This window comes from Pseudomonas sp. StFLB209, assembly GCF_000829415.1.
Classification (GTDB): Bacteria; Pseudomonadota; Gammaproteobacteria; order Pseudomonadales; family Pseudomonadaceae; genus Aquipseudomonas.
In genome coordinates this window covers 5,235,678-5,260,719 of sequence record NZ_AP014637.1, presented here as the reverse complement: position 1 = coordinate 5,260,719, position 25,042 = coordinate 5,235,678, and the positions used below count along the sequence as shown (strand labels likewise).

The following is a 25,042-nucleotide window of genomic DNA, read 5'->3' as shown; positions in this document are numbered from 1 at the left end:
AAGGCCACGAACCGCTCTGGCCCGATGCGTTCAACCCAATCCTGCGGTTTGTCCCTGCTTCCCCTGTCAGAGTGCCACTGCCGGATGCTTTAGTTTTCTCCCCCGGTAGCGGGCCAGGATGGCTCGCGTTGGCTTTGCAGTTGGAAAACGCCCGCCCGGCTGTTTCCGTCAACGATTTCACGGCAGGTTCTTCCCATGCATTTGCGCGAATTAATGGCTGTTCTTTCCACCCACGCGATCGGTCTGCAACGTGAAGGCGCCGATCTGATGTTGCTGGGCAACGATGAAACGCTAGACGATGCGCTGTGGGACAGCCTGGCCGAACACAAGGCCGGGCTGCTGGACATGCTCGCCCTGCGCGGTGGCAACTGGCTGAGCCCGGCCTACCGGATCACCCCGGACATGCTACCGCTGGTGCAGCTGGATCAGGCGGCCATCGACCGCATCGTCGCGACGGTGCCCGGTGGTGTGGCCAACCTGCAAGACATCTACCCGCTGGCGCCGTTGCAGGAGGGCATGCTTTATCACCACCTGGCTGCCGGGCAGGGCGACCCTTACGTGCTGCAGGCGCAGTTCGCCTTTGCCAGTGCCGAGCACCTGCAAGCCTTTGCCCAGGCGCTGCAATGGGTGATCGATCGCCACGATATCCTGCGCACCGCCATCGTCTGGGACCGGCTCGACGAGCCGCTGCAGGTGGTCTGGCGCCGGGCAACCCTGGCTTTTGAGACGCTGAGCCTGGCCACTGACGGCGATGTATTGCAGCAACTGCGCACCCGGCATGACTCGCGGCAGTTGCGTCTGGATGTCCGCCAGGCGCCGCTGCTGCGGCTGGTTTCTGCCGAGGACCCGGCCAATCAGCGGGTGGTGGCCTTGTTGCTGTTCCACCATATGGTTATGGATCACACCGCGCTGGACGTGGTGCGGCGCGAGATTCAGGCGGTGCTCGCCGGCCAGGCCGATCAGTTGCCGGCGGCCGTGCCGTTTCGCGATGCCTTGGCTCGAGTGCGGCTCAATAACGACATTGGCGCCCAAGAGCAATTTTTCGCTGCCATGCTCGGCGACATTGATGCACCGACCTTGCCGTTCGGTTTGCAGGAAGCGGATGTAAAGGACATCGAAGAATCCAGGCTGATGCTCGACGCCGGCCTGAGCCGCACGCTGCGTGCGCAAGCTCGCCAGACCGGGGTGAGTGTGGCAAGCCTTATGCACCTGGCCATGGCCCGGGTGCTGGGCGTGGTGTCCGGCCGCGAGGCGGTGGTGTTCGGCACCGTGCTGCTTGGCCGCATGGACGCCGGCGCCGGTGCCGAGCAGGCGTTGGGCATGTTCATTAACACCCTGCCGCTGCGGGTTGATGTTGGCGGGCAGGGCGTGCGCGACGCGGTGTTGGCCACCCATCAGCGGCTGACCGCCTTGCTCGGCCATGAACAGGCATCGCTGGCGCTGGCCCAGCGTTGCAGTGCGGTGAACGTGCCGACCCCGTTGTTCGGCGCGATTTTCAACTACCGGCACAGCGATGCCGTCGACGGCGCGCAGATCATCGACGTCGCCCCAGGCATCCAGATTCTCGGGGCCCAAGAGCGCACCAATTACCCGCTGACGGTGAACATCGACGACCTTGGCGAAGACTTGCGCATCACCGCCATGGCCGATACCCGCATTGGCGCCGAGCGGTTCACCCATTACCTGGAGACCGCGCTGCACAGCCTGAGCCAGGCCCTTGAGCAGCAGCCGGACAGCGCGCTGCATGACCTGGACATTCTGCCGGCCCAAGAGCGCCAGCATTTGCTGCACGGTCTGAACCCGGCACCGCAGCAGTTTGCCGACCTGCCACTGATCCATCAGCAGTTCGAAGCCCACGCCGCAGCCCGGCCGCAGGCCACGGCGCTGATTTTCGAGGGGCAGCGGCTCAGTTATGGCCAATTGAACAGCCGCGCCAATCAGTTGGCCCATCATCTGCTGGCGCTGGGCGCCGGGCCGGATCAACGGGTGGCGATCTGTGTCGAGCGTGGCGTGGAAATGATCGTCGGCCTGCTGGGGGTGCTCAAGGCCGGCGCTGGCTATGTGCCCATCGATCCGGCTTACCCGCAGGAACGCATCGTCTTCACCCTGCAAGACAGCGCGCCGCTGGCAGTGCTGGTCCAGGGCGACAGCCGTGAGCGAGTCACCTCAGCCGGCCTGCCGATCATTGAGCTGGGCGACGCCGGGCTTGCCAGCCAGCCTACCAGTAATCCGCAGGTCGTCGGCCTGGGCCGCCAGCATCTGGCCTACGTCATCTATACCTCTGGCTCCACCGGCCTGCCCAAAGGGGTGATGGTCGAACACCGCAACGTCACCCGGCTGTTCTCGGCCACCCGTGAGTGGTTCGACTTCAACCAGCAGGATGTCTGGGCGCTGTTCCATTCTTTTGCTTTCGACTTTTCGGTCTGGGAAATCTGGGGGGCATTGGCCTACGGCGGTCAGTTGCTGATCGTGCCGCAACGTATCAGCCGTGAGCCGCAGGCGTGTTACGCCTTGCTCTGCGAGGCCGGCGTCAGCGTGCTGAACCAGACCCCCAGCGCGTTCCGCCAGCTGATCGCCGCCCAGCAGGGCAGCCCGTTCAAGCATTCGCTGCGTGAGGTGATCTTCGGTGGCGAGGCGCTGGAACCGGGCATGCTCAAGCCTTGGTACGCCAATCTGAGCAATGCCGGCACGCGGCTGGTGAACATGTACGGCATCACCGAGACCACCGTGCATGTTACCTACCGGCCGTTGCAGGCGGCCGACGCGCAACTGATCGGGGTCAGCCCGATCGGTCGGGCGATTCCCGACCTGCAACTGTATGTGCTGGACGAGCAACGCCAGCCGCTGCCGGTCGGCGTGGTGGGCGAGCTGTACGTCGGCGGTGCCGGGGTGGCCCGCGGCTACCTGAACCGCGAACAACTGAGTGCCGAACGGTTTATCAACGATCCGTTCAGCAGCGACCCGCAGGCCCGCTTGTACCGGACCGGCGACCTGGCGCGCTGGAATGCCGAGGGCGACCTAGACTATCTGGGTCGCAATGACGATCAGGTAAAGATTCGCGGTTTCCGTATCGAACTGGGCGAAATCCAGGCGCGGCTGGCCGCCTGTGCCGGCGTGCGTGACGCGGTGGTGATCGCGCGCCAGGACAATCCCGGCGACCAGCGTCTGGTGGCTTACTGGATCGCCGCCGAGGGTGCAGCGCCGACGGTCGCTGAACTGCGCGAGCAATTGCTGGCAAACCTTGCCGACTACATGGTGCCCGGTGCGTTTGTGCGCCTGGATGCCTTGCCATTGACCACCAACGGCAAGCTCGACCGCAAGGCGCTGCCGCGCCCGGACAGCGAAGCGTTTGCCCGCCAGCAGTTCGAGGCCCCGCAAGGTGAGGTCGAGCAACTGATCGCCGGGCTCTGGCAGGACCTGCTGCAGATCGAGCGGGTCGGGCGGCATGACAACTTCTTTGAGCTGGGCGGTCACTCGTTATTGGCGGTCAAGCTGGTCGAGCGCATGCGCCAGCACGAATTGCACGCCGATGTGCGGGTGCTGTTCGGCCAACCGAATGTGGCTGCGCTGGCAGCGGCGGTGGGGGATTCACAGTACGCTGCGCCGCAGGTCGCGGTGCCGGCCAACCGCATTGCCGCCGATGCGCAGCACATCACCCCGGACCTGCTGCCGCTGGCCAGCCTGAGCCAGGCCCAGATCGACCAAGTGCTGGCCACCGTGCCGGGCGGCGCGGCCAATGTGCAAGACATCTACGCCCTGGCACCGTTGCAGGCGGGGGTTCTTTACCACCACCTTGCCAGCGCTGCCGGTGACCCTTACGTGTTGCAGGTGCAGTTCGCGTTTGTCGATATCGAGCGGATCAAAGCCTTTGTCGCCGCTCTGAACACGGTGATTGCCCGTCATGACATTCTGCGCAGCAGCGTGGTCTGGGAAGGGCTCGAAGAAGCGGTGCAAGTGGTATGGCGCAGTGCGCCACTGGCCCTTGAGCGAATCGACGAAGCGCTTTTGCAGGGTGATGTACTGACGCAATTGCAGGCGCGTTTCGACCCCCGTCATTACCGCCTGGACCTGAGCCGGGCGCCGCTGCTGCGGCTGGCTTATACCCGCGACCCGGCCAACCAGCGCTGGGTCGGGATTTTGCTGCTGCATCACATCATCCTCGACCACACGGCGCTCGAAACCCTGGTTACCGAAATCAGCGCGGCGCTTGCCGGGGTTGCCCAGCCGCTGGCGCCGCCAGCGCAATACCGCAACTACGTGGCCCAGGCACGACTGGGTGCCAATGAGCAGGCTCATGAAGCGTTCTTCCGGACCATGCTCGGTGACATCGACGAACCGACCCTGGCCTATGGTTTGCAGGATGTTCACGGCGACGGCAGTGCCATTGTCGACAGCCACCTGCCGGTCGATGCTGCACTGGATACACGCCTGCGTCAGCAGGCCCGGCACCTGGGCATCAGTATCGCGAGCCTGGTGCATCAAGCCTGGGCACTGGTGCTGGCGCGCCTGTCCGGGCGCGAGCAGGTGGTGTTTGGCACCGTGCTGCTGGGCCGTTTGCAGGGCGGCGAGGGCGCGGACCGGGCACTGGGCATGTTTATCAACACCTTACCGCTGCGCATTGATGTCAATGCCGCCCCGGTATTGCAGGCGCTGCGCAGCACCCATCAAAGCCTGGCCGAGTTACTCGGTCATGAGCAGGCATCCTTGGCCCAGGCGCTGCGTTGCAGCGCGGTGCCGGCGGCCCAGCCGCTGTTCGGCACCTTGCTCAATTATCGCCACAGCACCACGCCAGACAGCGGCGCCGCCGGTTGGCAAGGCATTGACGTACTCAGCTCCCGGGAGCGCAGCAACTACCCGCTGGTGGTCAACGTCGATGATTTCGGCAGCGGCCTGCGCCTGACCGTGCAAGCGCTGGCCAGCGTGGACGGGGTGCGGGTCTGTGAAGCCTTGCATGCGGCGCTGGACAACCTGGTTCTGGCTCTGGAGCAGGCCCCGCACCGTGCCGTGCACAAGGTTTCGGTGCTGTCGGCGGCCGAGCGCGAGCGGGTGGTGAGCGGTTTCAACCTGACCGGGCGTGACTATCCCCGCGAGCAAACCGTGCACCGGCTGTTCGAGCTGCAGGCTGCCCGCCAGCCGCAGGCGGTGGCGGCGGTGCATGGCGCGCAGCAGTTGAGCTATCGCGAGCTCAATGAGCAGGCCAACCGCCTGGCCTATCATCTGCTCGGCCTGGGCGTGCAGTCCGGGCACAGCGTGGCGGTGTTGCTGGAGCGTTCGTTGCCGCTGCTGGTGGCGCAACTGGCAATCAGCAAGTGCGCGGCGGTGTACGTGCCGCTGGATGTCAACGCCCCGGCCGAACGCCAGGCGTTCATGGTTCAGGACAGCCAGGCGGTGCTGTTGTTGACCGAGAGCGGTCAGCCCGTGGATTACCCGGCGCGGCGCCTGAATCTCGACGAGCAGGTGCTGCACGATTACCCGGCCCACGATCCGCATCTGATGCAATCAGCCGAAGGCGTGGCTTACATCATGTACACCTCCGGTTCCACCGGCACGCCCAAAGGGGTGCTGGTGCCGCACCGGGCCATCAGCCGGCTGGTGCTCAATAACGGCTTTGCCGAATTCAACGCGCAGGACCGGGTGGCCTTTGCCTCCAACCCGGCGTTCGACGCCAGCACCCTGGAAGTCTGGGCGCCGCTGCTCAACGGCGGTTGTGTGGTGGTGGTCGGCCAGGACACCGTGCTGTCGCGCCAGGACTTTGCCGCGTTGCTGGAGCAGCAGGCCATCAGTGTCCTGTGGCTGACCGCCGGGCTGTTTCATCAATACGCCGCAGACTTGCTGCCAGCGTTCAGCCGGTTGCGCTACCTGATGGTCGGTGGTGACGTGCTCGACCCGGCGGTGATCGCCCGGGTCCTGCGCGACGGCGCGCCGCAGCACCTGCTCAACGGCTATGGCCCGACCGAGGCCACTACCTTTACCACCACTGAGCTCATCACCCAGGCCGGGCCGGGCAGCATCCCGATTGGTCGGCCGATTGGTAACACCCGGGTTTATGTGCTCGACGCGCGCCAGCAGTTGTTGCCGGTCGGTGCGGTGGGCGAGCTGTACGTGGGCGGTGACGGCGTAGCCAAGGGCTACCTGAACCAGCCGCAACTGACTGACGAGCGTTTCATTGCCGACCCGTTCAGCGACCAGCCCCAGGCAAAGCTGTACCGCACCGGCGATCTGGTCAGTTGGCAGGCCGATGGCACCCTGCTGTATCTGGGCCGTAACGACCAGCAGGTGAAGATTCGCGGGTTCCGTATCGAGCCGGGTGAGATCGAAGCGCGGCTGGCGGCGCTGCCGGCATTGCGCGACGTGGCGGTGCTGGTGCGCGAGGACGCGCCGGGAGACAAACGCCTGGTGGCGTACTTCACTATTCAGGCCGGCGCGCCTGCGCCGTTGCTGGCCGAACTGCATGAGCATCTGCACAGCCAGTTGCCCGATTACATGGTGCCGGCTGCCTATGTGCAGCTCGATAGTCTGCCACTGACCCGCAACGGCAAGCTCGACCGCCGCGCCTTGCCGGCCCCGGACCAGCAGGCGCTGGTCAGCCGCGCGTTCGTGCCGCCTCAGGGCGATACCGAGATTGCCCTGGCGGCGATCTGGAGCGAGTTGCTCAAGGTCGAGCAGGTTGGGCGCTTCGATCACTTCTTCGAGCTGGGCGGGCATTCGCTGCTGGCCGTGACGCTGATCGAGCGCATGCGCCAGATCGGCCTGAGCTGCGACGTGCGTGCGCTGTTCAGCCAGCCAAGCCTGGCGGCGCTGGCGGCAGCGGTGGGCAGTGGCCGGGAAGTTCTGGTGCCGGACAACTTGATTGCGCGCGGCGCTGAACATATCAGCCCGGAGCAGTTGTCGCTGACCGTGCTGGACCAGCCGTCGATCGACCGGATCGTCAGCAGCGTGCCGGGCGGTGCGGCCAATGTGCAGGACATCTACGGCCTGGCACCGCTGCAGGAAGGCATTCTGTACCACCACATCAGCGCCGAACGCGGCGATCCGTACCTGTTGCAGTCGCGTCTGGCGTTTGACAGTGTCGAACGTCTACAGGCCTTCGCCGCGACGTTGCAGCAGGTCATCGACCGCCATGACATTCTGCGCACTGCGGTGCTCTGGCAGGACTTGCCCGCCGCCCAGCAAGTGGTCTGGCGCCACGCCGAGCTGCCGGTGCAGCACGTGCCGCTGGCGGCGCAGGACGGTGATGTGCTCAACCAGTTGCAGGCGCGTTTCGACGCCCGCCACTACCGGCTCGACCTGAGCCAGGCGCCGCTGTTGCGCATTGTTTACGCCGATGACCCGGTCAACCAGCGGGTGGTCGCGATTCTGCTGTTTCACCACCTGATCCTGGACCATACCGCCATGGAGGTGGTCGGTCAGGAAATGCAGGCGCTGATGTTCGGCCAGGCCCAGTCGCTGAGCCAGCCTGTGCCATACCGCAATTACGTGGCCCAGGCCCGGCTTGGCGCCAGCGAGCAGGAGCATGAGCTGTTCTTCCGTGAGCTGTTGGGCGATATCGACGAGCCGACCCTGCCGTTTGGCTTGCAGGACGTGCAAGGCGACGGGCGTGGCATCGAGGAGGCGCGCCTGCCGTTGGCGCCGTCCTTGAGCCGCCAACTGCGCGAGCAGGCCCGTCAGCTCGGGGTCAGTGCCGCGAGCCTGATGCACCTGGCCTGGGCGCGTGTATTGGGGGTTCTGGCCAACCGGCGTGACGTGGTGTTCGGCACCGTATTGCTCGGCCGCATGCAGGGCGGCGAGGGCGCCGACCGGGCGCTGGGGGTGTTCATCAATACCCTGCCGCTGCGGGTCGACACCCGTGCGGCGCTGCGTGACGGGGTCAAGACCACCCATCAACGCCTGACCGCCTTGCTCGGTCACGAACATGCCTCGCTGGCGCTGGCCCAGCGTTGCAGCGGCGTGGCCAAGGGTTCGCCGCTGTTCAGCGCCTTGCTCAACTACCGGCACAGCGCCGTCGAACACCAGCCGCGCGACGGCCAGGGGATCTGGGAAGGCGTGCAACTGCTGGGCGGTGAAGAGCGCAGCAATTACCCGCTGACCTTGAGTGTCGATGACCTGGGCGAAGACTTTGCCCTGACCGTGCTGGCTGCCAGCAGCATCGGCGCCGAGCGCATCTGCGGCTATATGCAGGCGGCCGTACAGCAATTGAGCGAGGCGCTGCGGGCTGATCCGGCGCAGACGCTGGAGCAGTTGCCGATTTTGCCGGCCGCTGAGCGCCAACAGCTGCTGGACGGCTTCAACGCCACGACTGCGGATTATCCGCAGCGCCTGACCATTGACCAGCGCGTGGCCGCGCAGGCTGCCGAGCGTCCCGACGCCGTAGCTGCCGTGTATCAGGGCCAGAGCCTGAGCTACGGGCAACTGGAGCAACGCGCCAACGGCCTGGCGGCCCAACTGCTGGCGCAGGGCGTGCAGCCCGATGAGCGGGTGGCCGTGGTGGCCCGCCGTGGCCTCGACACCCTGGTGGGGTTGCTGGCGGTGCTCAAAGCCGGCGGCGCATACGTGCCGGTCGACCCGGCGCACCCGGCCGAGCGGCTGGCTTACCTGCTCAGTGACAGCCAGCCCAAGGTGGTGCTGACCTTGAGTGAGCTGGTTGGCCGGCTACCGGTGTTGTCGGTGCCGGTGATCGAACTGGACCGTCTGCCTTTAGCGCAGTTGAACGGCGAGCTGACTCAACGGGCCACGGTCAATAACCTGGCCTACGTGATCTACACCTCCGGCTCCACCGGCCTGCCCAAAGGTGTAATGGTCGAGCACCAGACCCTTAAAAACCTGGTGGACTGGCACTGTCAAGCCTTCGAGCTTGGCGTGGGCAAACACACCTCCAGCCTGGCCGGCTTCGGTTTCGACGCCATGGCCTGGGAAATCTGGCCGGCACTGTGCAGTGGCGCGACCCTGCATCTGGCCCCGACTCAGGACGGCGAACAGGACATCGAAGCCTTGCTCGACTGGTGGCGGGCTCAGCCGCTGGACGTCAGCTTCTTGCCGACCCCGGTAGCGGAATACGCCTTTAGCCAGCAACAACCGCACCCGACCCTCAAGACCCTGTTGATCGGCGGTGACCGGCTGCGCCAGTTCCAGCGTGATCCAGGCTTCGCGGTGGTCAATAACTACGGCCCGACCGAAGCCACGGTGGTGGCGACCTCCGGCGTCATGCAGGTGGGTGAGCTGCTGCATATCGGCAAGCCGATGGCCAATGCCAGGGCTTACGTGCTGGACGAGCAGCAACAGCCGGTGCCAATCGGTGTGGTCGGTGAGCTGTATGTCGGCGGTGCCGGTGTGGCGCGCGGTTATCTGAACCGTGAAGACCTCACCGCCGAACGCTTTTTGACTGACCCGTTCAATGGCGGGCGGATGTACCGCACCGGCGACCTGGTGCGCTGGCTGGCCGATGGCAATCTGGAATATCTGGGCCGTAATGACGACCAGGTGAAGATTCGCGGGGTGCGGGTCGAGCTGGGCGAGATTGAAGCCGCACTGAGCAGCCATGCGGCCGTCAAGGATGCGGTGGCGCTGGTACGCGGCGGGCAACTGGTGGTCTGGTTCACTGCCACACAGCCTGTGGACCTGCAGGCGCTGCGTGATTACCTGCAAGGCCGGTTGGCCGATTACCTGATACCGGCAGCCTGGGTACAGCTCGACAGCCTGCCGCTGACCGTCAATGGCAAGCTCGACCGCAAGGCGCTGCCGGACCCGGATCAGGAGGCGTTGCTCAGCCGTGAGTACCAGGCGCCGCAAGGCGAGACCGAAACGGCCCTGGCAGCGATCTGGGCTGAGGTGCTCAAGGTACCGCGGGTCGGGCGTTTCGATCATTTCTTTGAGCTGGGCGGGCATTCGTTGCTGGCGGTCACGCTGGTCGAGCGCATGCGCCAGGCCGGGCTGGCCAGCGATGTGCGGGTGCTGTTCAACCAGCCGACCCTGGCCGCGCTGGCCGCCGCCGTGGGCAACAGCCGTGAAGTGGCGGTGCCGGCCAACCTGATCACGCTTGATACGCAACGCATCACCCCCGACCTGCTGCCGCTGGTGCAGCTCGATCAGTCAGCCATCGACCATATTGTCGCCAGCGTGCCGGGCGGCGTGGCCAATGTGCAGGATATCTACCCGCTGGCGCCGTTGCAGGAAGGCATCCTCTATCACCACATCAGTGCCCGCCAGGGTGACCCGTACCTGCTGCAATCGTGCCTGGCGTTCGACAGCCATGAACGCCTGCTGGCCTTTGCTGACGCGCTGCGCGCGGCCATCGCCCGGCATGACATCCTGCGCACTGCGGTGCTCTGGCAGGGGCTGCCGACCCCGGTGCAAGTGGTCTGGCGCCAGGCGCCATTGCCGTTGCTGGAAGTGCAGCTCAACCCGGCCGCCGGCGATGTGCTGACCCAGTTGCAAGCGCGCTTCGACGCCCGCGATTACCGCCTGGACATCAGCCAGGCGCCGCTGGTCCAGTTGGTGCTGGCCAATGATCCGGCCAATCAGCGGGTGGTCGCGATCCTGCTGTTCCATCACTTGGCGCTGGACCATACCGCGCTGGAGGTGGTACGCCAGGAAATGCAGGTCAGCCTGCTGGGCCTGGACGCCTCGCTGGGCCAGGCAATTCCCTATCGCAACTATGTGGTCCAGGCCCGTCATGGGGTCAGTGAGCAGGAGCATGAAGGGTTTTTCCGCGACATGCTTGGCGACATCGACGAGCCGACCCTGCCGTTTGGCCTGCGTGACGTGCAGGGTGACGGCGCCGATATCGAACAATTCCAGCTGGAGCTGGCGACCAGCCTGGCCAGCCGCCTGCGCAGTCAGGCGCAACAGGCCGGGGTCAGTGCGGCGAGCCTGTTCCACCTGGCCTGGGCACGGGTGCTGGGCGCCACCAGCGGCAAGGACAGCGTGGTGTTCGGCACCGTGTTGCTTGGCCGCCTGCAAGGCGGTGCCGGCGCTGATCGCGGCCTGGGGATGTTCATCAATACCTTGCCGCTGCGGGTCGACCTTGACGGCGCCGGTGTGCGTGACGCGCTCAAAAGCACCCATGCCCGGCTCAGTGCGCTGTTGGTGCATGAACACGCGCCGTTGGCCCTGGCCCAGCGTTGCAGCGGGGTGGCCGCGCCGCTACCGCTGTTCAGCGCGATGCTCAACTTCCGTCACAGCGAGAACCACGCCAGCCAGCAACAAGCCTTGCAAGGCATCGTCACCCTCAAGCATGAAGGGCGCACCAACTACCCGCTAACCCTGAATGCCGACGATTTGGGTGATGGTTTTAGACTGACTGTCTTGACGCCGGCCAGCATCGGTGCCGAGCGCCTGTGCGGCTACATGCAGCAGGCCCTGAGCGAGCTGGTCGAGGCTCTTGAGCAGCAGCCGCGGCGGTCGGTCAATACCCTGCCGGTGCTGGACAACGAAGAACGTCAGCAACTGCTGGAAGGCTTCAACGCCACCGCCGTACCTTACGATCTTGAGCAGACCCTGCACGGGCTTTTCTCTGCCCAGGTGCAGCGCACCCCGAATGCTACGGCATTGCAGGCCGGTGAGCAGGTGCTCAGCTATGCGCAACTGGAGGCACGGGCCGATGCTCTGGCTCAGGTGCTGATTGAGCAGGGCGTACAGCCCGATGCGCGGGTGGCGATCTGTGTCGAGCGCAGTGTCGAGATGGTGGTCGGCTTGCTGGGCATCCTCAAGGCTGGCGGTGCCTATGTGCCGCTGGACCCGGCGTATCCGCTGGAGCGCCTGCAGCACATGCTCGAAGACAGCGAGCCGGTGGTGTTGCTGGTGCATCAAGCGACCCGCAACCTGTTGCCCGTCAGCGGCATCCCGGTCATCAATCTGGAGACAATTGTCGCTGGAGCACCTGTAGGCGCGAGCTTGCTCGCGAATGCATCCGCCTCAAATCTGGCCTATGTGATCTACACCTCCGGTTCCACCGGTAAGCCCAAAGGGGTGATGAACGAGCACGCGGCGGTGGTCAACCGCCTGCTGTGGATGCAGGACGCCTATGGCCTGACGGCGCAAGACCGGATCTTGCAAAAGACCCCGTTCAGCTTCGACGTCTCGGTGTGGGAGTTCTTCTGGCCGTTGATCACCGGCGCGCAACTGATCATGGCCAAGCCCGAAGGGCATAAAGACCCGGCCTATTTGAAGCGGATCATCGATCAGCAGCAGATCACCACCTTGCATTTCGTGCCCTCGATGCTGGAGGTGTTCCTGGCCCATGGCGAGGCGGGCGATTGCACGTCGCTCAAGCGCGTGGTGTGCAGCGGTGAAGCCCTGCCGGGCCACCTGGTGCGGCGCTTCAAGACGCAGTTGCCGCACAGCGAACTGCACAACCTGTATGGCCCCACCGAAGCAGCAGTGGACGTCACCGCCTGGGATTGCGCCGGGCCGCTGGAGCAGACCCCGGACAACACGCCGATCGGCCAGCCGATTGCCAATACCCGCATGTACATCCTCGACAGCCAGCAACAACCGGTGCCACTGGGTGTGGTCGGTGAGCTGTACATCGGTGGCGTGCAGGTGGCGCGCGGTTACCTGAACCGCCCGGAGCTGAATGCCGAACGTTTCCTCAATGACCCGTTTGCGGACGGCCGCATGTACCGTACCGGCGACGTCGCACGCTATCTGGCTGATGGCACCATCGAATATCTGGGGCGTAATGACGACCAGGTGAAGATCCGTGGTCTGCGGATTGAGCTGGGCGAGATTCAGTCACGCCTGACCGATCAGTCTGAAATTAATGAAGCAGTCGTGGTTGCCCGCGAAGACGTGCCGGGCGACAAGCGTCTGGTGGCGTACTACACCGCTGCCCATGCCCTGGAAATCGCCACCTTGAGGGCGCACCTGCTGGCAAGCCTGCCGGAGTTCATGGTTCCGGCGCAGTTCGTGCACTTGGCGGCCTTGCCGCTGAGCCCCAACGGCAAGCTGGACCGCAAGGCCCTGCCGGCGCCGGATGCGCAATCGCTGGCGGTGCGTGAATACCAGGCGCCACAGGGCGAGCTGGAAATCACCCTGGCCGGGCTGTGGGCCGAGCTGCTGGGGGTGGAGCGGGTCGGACGGCAGGATCACTTCTTCGAGCTGGGCGGGCATTCGTTATTGGCGGTGACCCTGATCGGCCGTCTGCAACAGCAAGGAATCGAGGCCGATGTCAGGGCGTTGTTCGAGCAACCGACCCTGGCCGGCTACGCGGCAATTACGGAAAGAATGGAGATCGTCCTGTGAGCCTGAATGACGTATTGGCGGCCCTGAAGGCCAAGGACATCCAGTTGGCGCTCAAGGATGACCAACTGGTGGTGCAAGGCAACCGGCAGGCGCTCAGCGAGCCGGGCATGCTGGCGATATTGCGCGCGCACAAGCCGGCGTTGCTGGAGCTGATTCGCGCAGGGCTATACGACCCCGGCAACACCGGCCAGGTCACGGTGCCGGCCAATGCCATTACCGAAGCAACCACCCGGATCACCCCGGCGATGCTTAACCTGGTAAGCCTGGACCAGGCCCAGATCGACGCCATCGTCGCCACGGTGCCGGGCGGGGCGGCCAATGTGCAGGACATCTACCCGCTGGCACCGCTGCAGGAGGGCATTCTTTATCACCATGTCAGCGCCAGTGGCGGTGACCCTTATGTGCTCCAGGCGCAGTTTGTGTTTGCCAGCGAACAACGCCTGGACGCCTTTGTGCTGGCCTTGCAGGCGGTGATCGACCGCCACGACATTCTGCGCAGCGCGGTGCTCTGGCAGGGCCTGCCAGCACCGGTGCAAGTGGTCTGGCGCCAGGCCTTTCTGATTCAGCAGCAAGTGCTCGCTGCACCCGGCCAGACGCCCGATGCGGCGCTGCAAGCGCACTTCGAGCCGACCCGTTTGCGGCTGGACGTCAGCCGGGCGCCGCTGCTGCAACTGGGCTTCAGCCGTCACCCAGAAAACGGCACGATCAGCGCGGTGCTGCTGTTTCACCATATGGCACTGGACCACAGTGCACTGGATGTCGTGCGCCATGAAATGCAGGCGTTTCTCAGTGGCCAGGGCGGCAAACTGGGCAAGCCGGTGCCATTTCGCAATTACGTGGCCCAGGCCCGGCTGGGCACCAGTGAGGCCGATCACGAGGCGTTTTTCCGCGACATGCTCGGTGCGGTCCACGAGCCGACCTTGCCGTTCGGTCTGCATGACCTGCAAGGCGACGGCAGCGCGACCCGCGAGACCGGCCTGAACCTGCCGCCGCCACTGTGCCTGCGCCTGCGTGAACAGGCGCGCCAGCAGGGTATCAGCGCCGCCAGCCTGTTCCATCTGGCCTGGGCGCGGGTGTTGAGCGTGCTCAGTGGCCAGGCCCGGGTGGTGTTCGGCACGGTGTTGATGGGCCGCCTGCAAGGCGCCGAAGCCACTGACCGGGCGCTGGGCATTTTCATCAATACCTTGCCATTGCGGGTGGATATCGACGGCGCGGCCACCGACCAGGCATTGAAAACCACCCATGCCCGGCTGATCAGCCTGATGCGCCACGAGCACGCACCGCTGGCCCTGGCCCAACGCTGCAGCGGCGTGGCGGCACCGGCGCCGCTGTTCAGCGCGTTGCTCAACTACCGACACAGCGCCAGCGGCACCGTGGCCGGCGCCAATGCCGAGGCGCTGGCGGCCTGGGAGGGCATCGACACCCGTCATGGCCGCGAGCGCACCAACTTCCCGCTGACCCTGAGCGTCGATGACCTGGGTCGTGAGTTCAGTCTCAGCCTGCTGAGCACGGCGGGCATCGACGGCCCGCGAGTCTGCCAGTACATGCTCTGCGCCGTGGAGCAACTGGTCCAGGCGCTGGAGCTGACCCCGCAGATCGCCATTGATAGCTTACCGATCCTGCCGGCGGCTGAGCGCCGCCAGCTATTGAATGGCTTCAACGCCACGGCCGCGGATTATCCGCAGCACCTGACCATTGACCAGCGCGTGGCCGCGCAGGCTGCCGAACGGCCCGACGCCGTAGCCGCCGTGTATCAGGGCCAGAGCCTGAGCTACGGGCAACTGGAGCAACGCGCCAACGGCCTGGCGGCCCAACTGCTGGCGCAGGGCGTGCAGCCCGATGAGCGGGTGGCCGTGGTGGCCCGCCGTGGCCTCGACACCCTGGTGGGGTTGCTGGCGGTGCTCAAAGCCGGCGGCGCATACGTGCCGGTCGACCCGGCGCACCCGGCCGAGCGGCTGGCTTACCTGCTCAGTGACAGCCAGCCCAAGGTGGTGCTGACCTTGAGTGAGCTGGCTGGCCGGCTGCCGGTGTTGTCGGTGCCGGTGATTGAGCTGGACCGTCTGCCTGTAGCGCAACTGAACGGCGAGCTGACTCAACGGGCCACGGTCAATAACCTGGCCTACGTGATCTACACCTCTGGTTCCACCGGTTTGCCGAAAGGGGTGATGGTCGAGCACCAGACCTTGAACAACCTGGTGGACTGGCACTGCGAGGCCTTTGACCTTGGCGTGGGCAAGCATACCTCCAGCCTGGCCGGCTTCGGTTTCGATGCCATGGCCTGGGAAATCTGGCCGGCGCTGTGCAGCGGCGCGACCTTGCATCTGGCCCCGACCCAGGACGGCGAACAGGACATCGAAGCCTTGCTCGACTGGTGGCGTGCCCAGCCGCTGGACGTCAGCTTCCTGCCGACCCCGGTGGCCGAATACGCCTTCAGCCAGCAACAGCCGCATCCGGCCCTCAAGACCCTGTTGATCGGTGGCGACCGGCTGCGCCAGTTCCAGCGTGATCCGGGCTTCGCGGTGGTCAATAACTACGGCCCGACCGAAGCCACCGTGGTGGTGACCTCTGGGGTGATGCAGGTGGGTGAGCTGCTGCATATCGGCAAGCCGATGGCCAATGCCAGGGCTTACGTGCTGGACGAGCAACAGCAGCCGGTGCCAATCGGTGTGGTCGGTGAGCTGTATGTCGGCGGCGCCGGTGTGGCGCGCGGTTATCTGAACCGAGAAGACCTGACCGCCGAACGCTTTTTGACTGACCCGTTCAATGGCGGGCGGATGTACCGCACCGGCGACCTGGTGCGCTGGCTGGCCGATGGCAACCTCGAATATCTGGGGCGTAATGACGATCAGGTGAAGATTCGCGGGGTACGCATCGAGCTGGGCGAGATTGAAAGCGCATTGGCGCACGTACCGGGCATCAAAGAGGCGGTGGTGCTGGCGCTGGAAGACGAGCCCGGCCAGAGCCGGCTGGTGGCCTGGTTCACCGCTGCCCAGGTCATGGAGCCGCCTGTGTTGCGTGAGCAACTGCTCGGCGTATTGCCGGAGTACATGGTGCCGGTGGCGTTTGTCAGCCTTGACGCGCTGCCGCTGACCGCCAACGGCAAGGTCGATCGCCGTGCCTTGCCGCGTCCGCAGCGCAGTGCCTTGTTCAGCCACGGTTACCAGGCGCCGCAGGGCGAACTGGAAACCGCGCTGGCGCAGATCTGGGGCGAGTTGCTCGGCGTGGAGCGAGTGAGCCGCCATGATCGCTTCTTCGAACTGGGCGGGCATTCGCTGCTGGCCATGCGTCTGGCTGCCCAGGTGCGCCAGCGGCTGGGGGTGGAGCTGAGCCTGGGCGAGCTATTCGCCAATGGCGAGCTTGCTGCCGTGGCCCAATCGCTGAGCCGCGCCAGCCGCAGCAGCCAGCCAGAGATTATGCCGGTGGCGCGCAATGAGCCGCTGCCGTTGTCGTTTGCCCAGCAGCGGCTGTGGTTCCTCGCCCAGATGCAGGGCGCCAGTGCGGCCTACAACATTGCCGTACGGCTGCGCCTGAGTGGCCGGCTCGATGAGCATGCCCTGCAACGCGCGCTGAGCCGTATCGTGGCCCGCCATGAGACGTTGCGCAGCCGGTTTGTCGCCCATGACGATGAACCGCGGGTGCACATCAGCCCGGCCGAAGGCGGGGCGCTGCTGCGCGTCAGTGACGCGCAGGGGCTGGATATCGATGCGCTGATGCGTGAGGAGGCGGCGCGGCCTTTCGATTTGCAGCACGACGCACTGATTCGTGGTCAGCTGCTGCGCATTGCCGACGACCAGCATGTGCTGTTGTTGACCTTGCACCACATCATCGCTGACGGCTGGTCGATGGGCGTGCTGACCCGTGAACTGGCCGCCTTGTATCAAGCCTTCAGCCAGGGGGCGGCCGACCCGTTGCCGCCTCTGGCGCTGCAATATGGTGACTACGCCGTGTGGCAACGGCGCTGGCTCAGCGGTGAAGTGCTCAGCCAGCAGGCCGACTACTGGCGTCAGACCCTGGCCGGGGCTGCGGCGCAACTGCTGCTGCCCACCGACCGCCCACGCCCGGCGCAGCAGGACTACAGCGGCGCCAGTGTGCCGTTCGAACTCAATGCCCGGCTGAGCGCCGGGCTCAAGGCCCTGGCCCGGCGTCACGGGGTGACCCTGTATATGGTCATGCTCAGTGCCTGGGCACAGTTGCTTGGGCGCTTGTCCGGTCAGCAAGAGGTGGTGATCGGCTCGCCGGTGGCCAACCGTGATCCTGCACAAATCGATAACCTGATCGGGTTGTTCGTCAATACCGTGGCCCTGCGCATCGACATCAGCGACGCGCCTGACACCCGGACCCTGCTGGCACGGGTCAAGGACCGGGTATTGCAGGCCCAGGCGCATCAGGCATTGCCGTTCGAGCAGGTGGTCGAGGCTGTGCGCCCGGCCCGCAGCCTGGCTTACAGCCCGATCTTCCAGACCTTGCTGAGCTGGGACTCGGGGCTGGATGGCGGGCTGGACGGTAGCGCCGATGGCCAGCCGATGCTGGGCGAGTTGCATCTGCAAGGTATTGCCCAGCACAGCCAGGTGGCCAAGTTCGACCTGTCACTGAACCTGGGCGAAACCGCCAGCGGTATTGGCGGCAATCTGGAATACGCCAGCGCCTTGTTTGATGCCACGACCATCGAGCGTTATGCCGGCTACTTGCAGCGCACCCTGCAGGCCATGCTGGATGCCGAGCAGGCTGCGCTGGAATATGCCGACATTCTCACGGCCGAGGAACGCTGGCAGTTGCTGGAAGGCTTCAATGCCACCGCCGTACCTTACGATCTTGAGCAGACCCTGCACGGGCTTTTCTCTGCCCAGGTGCAGCGCACCCCGAATGCTACGGCATTGCAGGCCGGTGAGCAGGTGCTCAGCTACGCGCAACTGGAGGCGCGGGCCGATGCCCTGGCTCAGGTGCTGATTGAGCAGGGCGTACAGCCCGATGCGCGGGTGGCGATCTGTGTCGAGCGCAGTGTCGAGATGGTGGTCGGCTTGCTGGGCATTCTCAAGGCCGGTGGCGCCTATGTGCCGCTGGACCCGGCGTATCCGCTGGAGCGCCTGCAGCACATGCTCGAAGACAGCGAGCCGGTGGTGTTGCTGGTGCATCAAGCGACCCGCAATCTGTTGCCCGTCAGCGGCATCCCGGTCATCAATCTGGAGACAATTGTCGCTGGAGCACCTGTAGGCGCGAGCTTGCTCGCGAATGCATCGGCCTCAAATCTGGCCTATGTGATCTACACCTCCGGTTCCACCGGTAAGCCCAAAGGGGTGATGAACGAGCACGCTGCGGTGGTCAACCGCCTGCTGTGGATGCAGGACGCTTACGGTCTGACGGCTGGCGACCGTGTGCTGCAAAAGACCCCGTTCAGCTTCGACGTCTCGGTGTGGGAGTTCTTCTGGCCGTTGATCACTGGCGCGCAACTGGTCATGGCCAAGCCGGAGGGCCATAAAGACCCGGCCTATTTGAAACGGATCATCGATCAGCAGCAGATCACCACCCTGCATTTCGTGCCCTCGATGCTGGAGGTGTTCCTGGCCCATGGCGAGGCGGGCGATTGCACGTCGCTCAAGCGCGTGGTGTGCAGCGGTGAAGCCCTGCCGGGCCACCTGGTGCGGCGCTTCAAGACGCAGTTGCCGCACAGCGAACTGCACAACCTGTATGGCCCCACCGAAGCGGCAGTGGACGTCACCGCCTGGGATTGCGCCGGGCCGCTGGAGCAGACCCCGGACAACACGCCGATCGGCCAGCCGATTGCCAATACCCGCATGTACATCCTCGACAGCCAGCAACAACCGGTGCCACTGGGTGTGGTCGGTGAGCTGTACATCGGTGGCGTGCAGGTGGCGCGCGGTTACCTGAACCGCCCGGAGCTGAATGCCGAACGTTTCCTCAATGACCCGTTTGCGGACGGCCGCATGTACCGTACCGGCGACGTCGCACGCTATCTGGCCGATGGCACCATCGAATATCTGGGGCGTAATGACGACCAGGTGAAGATCCGTGGTCTGCGGATTGAGCTGGGCGAGATTCAGTCACGCCTGACCGATCAGTCTGAAATTAATGAAGCAGTCGTGGTTGCCCGCGAAGACGTGCCGGGCGACAAGCGTCTGGTGGCGTACTACACCGCTGCCCATGCCTTGGAAATCGCCACCTTGAGGGCGCACCTGTTGGCAAGCCTGCCGGAGTTCATGGTTCCGGCGCAGTTCGTGCACTTGGCGGCCTTGCCGCTGAGCCCCAACGGCAAGCTGGACCGCAAGGCCCTGCCGGCGCCGGATGCGCAATCGCTGGCGGTGCGTGAATACCAGGCGCCACAGGGCGAGCTGGAAATCACCCTGGCCGGGCTGTGGGCCGAGTTGCTGGGGGTGGAGCGGGCCGGACGCCAGGATCACTTCTTTGAGCTGGGCGGGCATTCGCTGTTGGCCGTGACCCTGGTGGCGCGCCTGCGCCGGTTGGGGCTGGCCACGGATGTGCAGGTGTTGTTTGGCCAGCCGACCCTGGCGGCGCTGGCGGCGACCCTGAGCCGTGGCCCGCAGGCTGATGTACCGGCCAATCGGATCCCGGCAGGTTGCACCCAGATCACCCCCGAGTTGTTACCACTGCTGGCGCTGCAACAGAGCGATATCAACCGCATCGTTGCCAGCGTCCCTGGCGGCGCTGCCAATGTGCAGGACATCTATCCGCTGGCGCCGTTGCAGGCCGGGATTCTCTACCACCACCTGGCCGCCGGTGAGGGCGACCCCTATGTGTTGCAGGCGCAGTTCGCGTTTGCCGACCCGCAACGTCTCGATGCGTTTGCCGAGGCCTTGCAGGCAGTGATCGATCGCCACGATATCCTGCGCAGTTCGATGTTCTGGGACGCTCTGGCGGAGCCGGTGCAGGTGGTCTGGCGCCAGGCCACGCTGATTCGCGAAACATTCCACGCCGCGCCGGGCGAGGCCGGGCTGTTGCAACAGTTGCAGGCCCGTTACGCCAGCCACAGCTACCGCATGCCGCTGGATCAGGCGCCGCTGCTGCGTCTGGTGCAGGCGCAAGAGCCGGGCAGCCAGCGAGTAGTGGCCTTGCTGCTATTCCATCATCTGGTCATGGACCACGTGGCGCTGGAGGTGTTGCGCCATGAAATGCAGGCGCTGTTGGTGCACGAGCAAGCGAGCCTGCCGGCCCCGGTGCCGTATCGCACTTACGTCGCGCTCAGCCGTCAGGGGCTGGGCGAGGAACAACACCGTGCGCTGTTCAGCGAGATGCTCGCTGATGTCGATGAGCCGACCTTGCCGTTCGGTATCGCGCAGCTTGCCGCCGGGCCGACCGGCCGGGCACAGCAGCGGGTCGACGACGGCTTGAGTGTGCGCCTGCGCGAGCAGGCCCGGCGGCTGGGCGTCAGCACTGCCAGCCTGGTGCATCTGGCCTGGGCACGGCTGCTGGGGCAGCTAGCGGGGCGGGATGATGTGCTGTTTGGCACCGTGTTGCTGGGGCGTCTGCAGGGCGGCGAGGGTGCCGAACGGGCGCTGGGGGTGTTCATCAATACCCTGCCGCTGCGCGTCAGGCTTGCCGAGGATAGCGTCGAGGTCGCCGCCCGCGCAGTACACGCCGGGCTGACCCGCTTGCTGCGCCACGAACACGCGCCGTTGGCGCTGGCCCAGCGCTGCAGCGGCCTGGCCGCCGGCACGCCGCTGTTCAGCGCCTTGCTCAACTACCGGCACAGCGCCGAGCCGGCCGATGCGGCCAGCCAGGGCCGACAGGCCTGGCAAGGCATCGAAGTGCTGCACAGTGAAGAACGCACCAACTACCCGCTGACCTTGAGTGTCGATGATCTGGGCAGCGGCTTGAGCCTGACCGCCCTGACCACGCCGGGCATCAATGCCAGCCGGGTGTGCGGGGCAATGGCTGAGGTCTTGCAGCAACTGACACTGGCGCTGGAGCAGGCACCGCAGTCGGCGCTGCTGGCGCTGGATCCGCTGCCAGCGGCTGAACGCCAACGCTTGCTGGTGGATTTCAATGCCAGCGCCCGTGACTACCCACGCGAACTGACGGCCCATGCGGCGTTTGAACGGCAGGTCGCGCAGCAACCGCAGGCCACGGCGGTGGTGGACGGGTCGCAGACCTTAAGCTACGAGCAACTCAACGCCCGTGCCAACCGCCTGGCGCATTACCTGATCGGTATCGGAGTCAAACCCGGCGATCATCTGGCAATCCTGTTGCCACGCAGCATCGACTTGCTGGTCAGCCAGTTGGCGATCAGCAAATGCGCGGCGGTGTATGTGCCGCTGGACATTCATGCGCCGGCCGAGCGCCAGGCGTTTATCGTCCAGGACAGCCAGGCCGTGGCGTTGCTGACCCGCAGCGACACCGCGCTGGAGTACCCGGCCCGGCGCCTGGATCTGGACCAGTTGCCACTTGCCGACCAATCGGTCCATAACCCGCAACTGGCGCAGGACGCGGCTGCGCCGGTGTACATCATGTACACCTCCGGCTCCACCGGCACGCCCAAGGGCGTGCTGATCGCCCATCGCGGCATCACCCGGCTGGTGCTCAACAGCAACTATGCCGACTTCAACGCCCAAGACCGGGTGGCCTTCGCCTCCAACCCGGCATTCGACGCCAGCACCATGGACGTATGGGGGGCGTTGCTCAACGGCGGCTGCGTGGTGGTGGTCGACCACGCCACCTTGCTCGACCCGCAACGCTTCGCCGATTGCCTGCGCGAGCAGCAAGTCAGCATCCTGTTCGTCACCACCGCGTTGTTCAATCAGTACGTGCAGTTGATGCCCGAGGTACTGGCCGGGCTGCGGATTCTGCTGTGTGGCGGTGAACGGGCCGAGCCGGCGATGTTCAGGCGGCTGCTGGCCGTGGCGCCGCAGCTGCGACTGGTGCATTGCTATGGGCCGACCGAGACCACCACCTACGCCACCACCTACGAGGTGCAGGCGGTGGATGAGCACGCCCAGGGCGTACCGATCGGCGGGCCGATTGCCAACAGCACGGTCTATGTTCTGGATGCGCGGCAGCAGCCGGTGCCGTTGGGGGTGCCCGGTGAGTTGTATATCGGCGGCGACGGGGTGGCGCGCGGTTACCTGAACCGCCCTGAGCTGACCGCCGAGAAATTCCTCCGTGACCCATTCAGCCCACAGGCCGACGCGCTGATGTACCGCACGGGCGACCAGGTCCGCTGGCTGGAGAGCGGCCAGCTGGAATACATCGGTCGGCATGACGATCAGGTCAAGATTCGTGGTTTCCGTGTCGAGCTGGGCGAAATCGAAGCACGCTTGGCCGCCTGTCCGGGCGTCAAGGACGTGGTGGTGCTGGCCCGCCAGATCGAACCTGGCACCCTGCGGCTGGTTGCCTGGTACACCGTGGCCGAGCAGCCCGGCGCATGCCCTGATAACGTTGCGCTGCGGGCCTGGCTGCAGGCGCGTCTGCCGGAGTACATGGTGCCGGCCGCCTGGGTGCGGATGAGCCAGTTGCCGCTGACCAACAACGGCAAGGTCGACCGCAAGGCATTGCCGATGCCGTCCCCGGAAGCCTTTGTCAGCCGCGTTTTCGAGGCCCCGCAAGGCGAGCTGGAGCAGCAACTGGCGGCCTGTTGGCGCGAAGTGTTGCAGGTGCCGCAAGTGGGCCGCCATGACAGTTTCTTCGAGCTGGGCGGTCATTCATTGCTGGCCGTGCGGCTGGTCAACCAATTGCAGCAGGCCGGGCTGAGTATCACCCTGGCCGAGCTGTTCCAGCACGTCAGTGTCGAGTCTGTGGCCGCCTTGCTGGCGCAACGCAGCGGCTTGCCGGAGCAGAATCAGGCGCTGATTACCGTGCGCGGCGGGGCCAGCGGCACGCCGTTATTTCTGGTTCATGAGTTCAGCGGCCTGGATGTGTATTTCCCGGCGCTGGGCCGGCACATCGACGGCGACTTCCCGATCTACGGCCTGCCGGGTATCGCGTTGGGCCAGCCGCAACTGCAGACCATGGAATGCCTGGCCGCACGGCTGGTGACGGTGATCCGCAGCGCCCAGCCTGAAGGGCCTTATCGTCTGGCCGGCTGGTCATTCGGTGGGGTGCTGGCCTTTGAGGTCGCCCTGCAACTGCTGGGCATGGACCAGCAGGTCGAGTTCCTCGGCCTGCTCGACACCTATGTGCCGCGCTGGACCGACCAGGGCAAGGCGCGCTGGTCCGGCGTCGATGTGCTGCAACAACAACTGCTGCTGCACTGCCGCATGCATTGGCTGAGCCAGGGCGAGGCTGGCCGGCAGCCGTTGCAGGACCTTGATCGGTTACCGGCGGGGCTTGAGTTCAACGAACTGCTGCAACGCTGCCGCGACCAGCAGTTGCTGTATCCGGACCTGGCCGCTGCCAGTGCAGCGGACCTGCAACAGTTCATGGCCCGGGAAGTGGCCCACGGGCATGCGCTGGCGCATTACCGGATCAACCCGATCAACCTGCCGGTCCACCTGTTCTGCGCCGCCGAGCGGCCGACCCCGCTGTCGCAGCGCAGCCCGAGCCTGGGCTGGGAAACCCAACTGGCGGCCGGGCAATTGTGCTGCATCGAGGTGCCGGGCGATCACCAGAGCATGATGCAGGCACCCCATGTGCAGGTGCTGGGCCAGGCGCTGAGCGCTGCCATGAGCCGGGCGCAGCAGGCGCGGGCCGGGCAGCCACAGGCTGCGGCGTACCAGCCGTTGGTCACCATCCAGAGCGGCCAGCCAAGCCATGCACCGGTGTTCTGCGTGCCGGGCGCCGGCGACAGCATCACCAGCTTTATTGGCCTGAGCGAAGCGCTGGGTCCGGAATGGCCGATCCACGGTCTGCAACCGCGTGGCCTGGACGGTACCTCGGTGCCCCACAGCCGAGTCGAAGCGGCCGCGCGCTTCTACGTGCAAGCCATCGAACAGGTCTACCCGCACGGGCCGCTGAACCTGGTCGGGCATTCATTCGGCGGCTGGGTGGCTTACGCAATGGCGGCCGAACTGCAACGCCGTGGCCGGGAAATCACCTCGCTGACCCTGATCGACAGCGAAGCGCCCGGCAGCAGCGGTGTGGCGGGGCGGTCCTACACCACCACCGCCGCCTTGCAGCGGTTGATCGAAGCCTTGCAACTGGCCTCGGGCAAGTCGCTGGGCATTGACCCGCAGGTGTTTGCCGACGCCGACGACGCCAGCCAGTTGCAGCTCTTGCACCAGGGCCTGGTCAGCGCTGGCGTGCTGTCGCGCCACTCGGCTCCCGACGCCATGCACGGCCCGGCGCGCACCTACGCCAGCGCTTTGCGAACCCGCTACCGCCCGACCCAACGCTACGACGGCCCGCTGCGCCTGGTGCTGGTCGACGACCCGGTGCTGGACAGCGCCGGCAACCAGCGCGAGCAAACCAACATGCTCAACGGCTGGGAAAAACTCACCCCGGAACTGGCCGTCTGGTACGGCCCCGGCAACCACTTCACCATCCTCAAAACCCCCAACGTCTATAGCCTCGCCGCCTGGTGGCACGATGGACAGACCGTCACCGAAGGTGAGGTGTTGTCATGAAACCTGGAATGCGAATCCATTCTTGCTCCAGCATTGTTCTGGTAGCCCGATGGGAGTTGGCTTGCCGGGATGCCGGACCACGACCGATACAGGGTGACATCCACAGCAGATGTGCCGCTTTTGCTGGCCCCTTCGCGAGCAGAGCTCGCTCCCACCGGGTTCGCGGTGTTTATTCGGACAGTGTTGACGCCAGCTCTTGCTCTTCGAACCGGGATCTCACAGACGCCGCCGAACGCGACGTTGGTGCTGGCCGAGTGCAGGTGTCATGGAAG

The 25,042-nt window shown here is 65.5% G+C and carries 2 protein-coding genes; both read left to right on the top strand.

The annotated features are described in order from the left end of the window. The first annotated feature begins 195 nt into the window (after nucleotides 1-195). Nucleotides 196-13,239, top strand: coding sequence for a non-ribosomal peptide synthetase (locus PSCI_RS23450; RefSeq protein ID WP_045491642.1), 13,044 nt, complete (start codon nucleotides 196-198; stop codon nucleotides 13,237-13,239). Further along, a complete protein-coding gene (locus PSCI_RS23445) occupies nucleotides 13,236-24,770 on the top strand; it encodes a non-ribosomal peptide synthetase (protein ID WP_045491640.1) in 11,535 nt (3,844 codons plus the stop codon). Before PSCI_RS23450 ends, PSCI_RS23445 begins: the two co-directional genes overlap by 4 nt. Nucleotides 24,771-25,042: the final 272 nt, after the last annotated feature.